Below are 4,267 nucleotides of genomic sequence, written 5' to 3'. Positions count from 1 at the left end.
CGCTCCCCGATAGAGGCATTCGAGGACAGGTTTCGCGGGAATGACGGGAAGGGCCTGGATTTCCGCTTTCCCCTGCCTGCAAGTGCCCGCCGGACAGGCGGGTAATGACAAAATTTACCCACTCACTTCCACGATGAGCCTTTATTATAAAATCGCTATCTGGCAAAATAAATGATGGAAGTCCGACCGGATCCCCGTTCAGAAACCAATACCGAGGTTCGGGGTTGCCCCTCCTCCCATAAGGAAAATTCCTTTTTAAGTTGTTCAAATTCTTCGGGGCGTTCCTCAAAAAAGCGTTCATCTTGCAGAGGTTCAATTTGAAATAGACGCCGATAAACATGAGGGAGTTTTGAAATCTGTTTTTCCCTTCTTGCAATAAAATGGGATAGGGTTTCCTCAACGGACAGGTTGGCATCTTCAAGGCCCGTGAATTTTTTGAGGTGAAAATAGTAGGTCCTAAGAGTGGTCAAACCCTGTGTCAAGGTTTGAAAAAAAAGGGAAATGCTTGATTGGAATTGGTTTCCGGTTTTTTGATAATAAATTCTAAATTTTCCGCTGGTTTTGGTTTTAGCCAGTCGGAATTTTAAATCTATAATTTTTTCATTATCTGCAAGGTTTTGGATATGTTTTTCGAAATGGAGGGCCATTTCGAATAAATTTTCCTTGCAAATTTTAAAAATGTCATGGGTCCGGTTGATGAGATCCCCAATATGTTTTGTGGTGCGTTCAAGCCCTTCCACCGCAACGGTTTGGGCATCACCCTGAATGCCCAACTTTTCTTCTTCCTGAAGAAGATCCAAAGCCGCTTCCAGGTTATATTTAATGATTTGACCCGTTTCCTGAATATCCTTGACTATTTGATTTAAAATGGGTTGAATTTGGAGAATTGGATTTTCGTGTTTTGAAGTCAGGTGGCTGAAACTTTCGCCCACCACCAGTTCTTTCAGAGGTATCTCGATTGTTTTTGGGGAAATGCGACGCCCCTTCCCGTTTCTTTCCTGAAGTAAAATGTGCCGTTCGGGAAGCTGGTCAACGGCGTATTTTGTTCTGGATAGAAAATTCTCCAAGGTTTTGCCAATTTGTGAATCTTCCACTGCCTGAATCACAGAGGGTAGTTTTTCACGCCGAAGGGAACGGAGCATCATTCGATTTTCCGATAAAATCATAGATTGAAGGCCCTCTTCGTTTTTTGCGAGGGATTTTTGAAATTTTTCCATGGAAAAGGTCACCATTTCGCGCAGCTCTTCCAGCGGGGGTAAAACCTGGTGAAGACACTTTTCATTCAAAGCTTCGAGAGTTTCAAGGCTGACCTGAGCAACTTCTGTTTGCAAAAGAGATAGTTCAAGATCTTTTTGCCAATCTTCCCTTTTACCTTGAAAACGGACAAGCCACGCGTTTTTACTTTTGTTAAAATCTCTTTCCAGTTGGGCCCATCTTTCTAAAATTTTTTCTTCACTCAGCCTTTGGCTAGAAAAAAGGAGGGTTCCTATCTTTCCCCAGTTTTGATTCAGTTTTTGAGCGGCATGGGAAAAGGAATCTTTAAACCGTTGGACCGCTTCTTTTTCCATGATGGCCAGTTTTTCCGAAAAGTCATTAAAAAGGGCCATTTGTTTTTTGAGGTGTTCTCGTTTTTCTTCCACCCAGTCAGGGTCAGGGGTTAATTTTTTTTCATGAAAAACCTCCAAAAACAACAGATCATCTAATACCCTTTCAGAGGATTGGTGAAGCTGAGTCCACTGATCCGCGATTTTATTTTCAAAGTGCTCCCATTCCTGAAATAAGTGCCATGATAAGGGTAATTCAAGATTTGATTTTAAAAAAAGGCGAAAAGCAATGTCTTGGATGGGATATGACCCTCTTTTAAGGGGACTTTTCAAAAACCCTAAGCACTGTTCAAGAAAAGAGGTTTTGGGTTGGGAATGATCTTCTTTTCCCTTTCCTGTTAACTTGATCCGTTGCGGTACCTTTTCCCATTCATTAAAAAGCTCCTTTTTGTAATCTTCCCAAAAAGTGGTTGAAGATTCTTCAGGAAGGGACAAAGCCGTATGAGTTTCCTCTAGATATTTCTGCAGGAATTTTTTTAACGACTTATTCCAATTTTGGAGTGGAAAATTTTCTGGTGGTAATGACCTGAGGTGATCATAGATCTCTTGGTGAATTTCAAAAAAGCGGGCCAATTTTTTTGGTGGGTTTTTTGCCAGGAACGGAGGACCTTGTGAAAGATTTTTCCGGTTTGGGTTTGAAAAACATTCAAAAATTCGGCCAACTGGGTCGTGGCCATATCGGGGTCGACTACCCACAGGTCTTTTGGTCTGCTTTCTGAATCCATCTTTAAAAGGAATTTCCAATTAAAATTTGGCGGATTGGAATAAAGACATTCAATACCGATTGATTGATATTCTTAACCACCCATAGGGGCTTTGCAAAATTAAAATCCTTTAATGCCTTTCCTTCTAAAATCCGCAGTTAGAAGGATTTCATTTTTAAAACTCTGGGATTTAAATTACCGGTTTTTTCATATTGGGCTATGGCATACACCTTTCCGAGGGTCTTGACCTGAAGTTTTAAAAAATAAGTTGTAAAGGCAGTTCCTATTCCGTATCATGGAAAATATTTTTTGAACCTTCAAATCTTTCAAGTCCAGGTTTAGGGACACCTTTGAAAGCCTTATACCTTCTGGTCTTTTCATGCAAAAGGAATTTTTAACCTCTCTCCTCTCCTTTGAGTGGGTGACCCAAATGGCGGTCATCCTGCTAATGGGGACCCCTATTTTTTTCCTTTTTCGGTGGCTTCAAAAAAAAATAACCCCATCCGAAGAGGAAAAGCCTAGGGGGATCAAAAACTTTTTTCTGCAAATCATGGTTTCGGTGGTATTCCCTGGAATATTGGCCCTGGGCCTTGGGCTCTCCCTTGCAATTTTCCGAGCGACGTCTGAACCCTCTGGATTAGTCGATGCGGCCATTCCTTTACTTTTATTTTCCATGCTTTACCAAATTTTATCTGTCTGTGTCAGTTTTCTTTTGCCCAAACGCCGTTTTACTAATATGGTCATTCGTATTGGGTTGGCGGTCGGAATTTTCATTCTTGCAATCCGGTTTATGGGTTGGTACGAACAGGCAATGGAAGTGGTTAATTTCCCCTTAGTTGTTTTGGGTCCGGTTTCCATTTCCTTCAGTCTTATTTTAAAGGTGTTGATATTAGGTTTTATCCTCTTTTTTGGTGTTTCTCAATTCACCTCCTTTATCGAAACCCGTATCTTAAAAAAGATCGGCCTTGATCCAAACCTCTCCTTTGCCGTGATGCGGTTTTTTAAGTTTTTTGTTATTGGTATAGGATTTCTTGTGGCTTTGGATACCTTGGGAGTGAACCTGTCCACCCTTGCGATTTTTGGGGGGGCCCTAGGGATTGGTTTAGGATTTGGGCTGCAAAACATTACCAGTAATTTGGTCAGCGGAATCATTCTATTGTTTGACCGCTCCATTAAACAAGGGGATGTCATTACTGTAGGCGATAGTTATGGATGGGTGGTTAAATTAGGGGCTCGTTATATTGTGGTCAGAACCCGGGACGGGGTGGAGCGATTGATTCCCAATGCAAATATTATTTCCACAGAAATCACGAACTGGTCCCATTCGGATCTTGCCGTACGCCTCAAAATAAAAGTTGGCGTCTCCTACAAATCGGATCCCTTTCGGGTTAGAGATCTCTTGCTTTTGGTGGCGGAGACCAATCCCCGGGTTTTAAAGTACCCCGAATGCCGTGTTTTATTTGTTGATTTTGGAGAAAGCTCACTGGATTTTGAGCTCCGTGTTTGGATCAATGACCCTCAAGAGGGCATTGAATCGGTTCGGAGCGCCTTACGGTTTGAAATTTGGAAAATCTTCAAAGAGAATGCCATTGAAATTCCGTTTCCTCAACGTGACCTCTATATTAAAAGTGGCCTAGAGGGTTTACCACATTTAGAGATTCCCCCATCTAAATAAAGGCTTATACTCTTTTGGTTTATTCCCTCATTTTTTTAATGAGAAAATTCTAATCTTCCCTTAATTTTCCTTTTATTTTGGTCTTTTATAACATGGGCCCTAAAACAGAGATAGAAGCTTCAAGAAAATGAAAAAGCCCTCTAGGTATTAGGGTTTCGGGTGAGTATACTACTCACCTGATAGGTGAAACCTTAACCACCAAGGAGGGCTGAGGCGATGATACGGCAAACCGTATTTTCATTCAAGCTAGAAAAGACACAGGAGACCCTTACGGCCCATGGGGG

Annotated in this window: 2 protein-coding genes; one reads left to right on the top strand and one right to left on the bottom strand. The window is 41.6% G+C overall.

All coding sequences use genetic code 11. From position 1 onward, the window contains the following. Nucleotides 1-155: 155 nt before the first annotated feature. Nucleotides 156-2,039: a hypothetical protein gene (locus VGB26_09010; protein HEX9757927.1), complete on the bottom strand. Its 1,884-nt coding sequence runs from the start codon at nucleotides 2,037-2,039 to the stop codon at nucleotides 156-158. A gap of 648 nt (nucleotides 2,040-2,687) precedes the next feature. Here VGB26_09010 and VGB26_09005 point away from each other — a divergent pair. After that, on the top strand, nucleotides 2,688-3,983 hold the full coding sequence (locus tag VGB26_09005) for a mechanosensitive ion channel domain-containing protein (protein HEX9757926.1): 1,296 nt from the start codon (nucleotides 2,688-2,690) through the stop codon (nucleotides 3,981-3,983). The last annotated feature ends 284 nt before the right edge of the window (nucleotides 3,984-4,267 follow it).

The organism is Nitrospiria bacterium (assembly GCA_036397255.1).
Lineage (GTDB): Bacteria > Nitrospirota > Nitrospiria > DASWJH01 > DASWJH01 > DASWJH01.
Note: the sequence above shows the minus strand (reverse complement) of the source record. Positions and strands in the feature narration are given on the sequence as shown.

Excerpts from the sequence above, each read along its gene's own strand:
- VGB26_09005 (HEX9757926.1), top strand. The coding sequence starts at position 2,688 with ATGCAAAAGGAATTTTTAACCTCTCTCCTCTCCTTTGAGTGGGTGACC.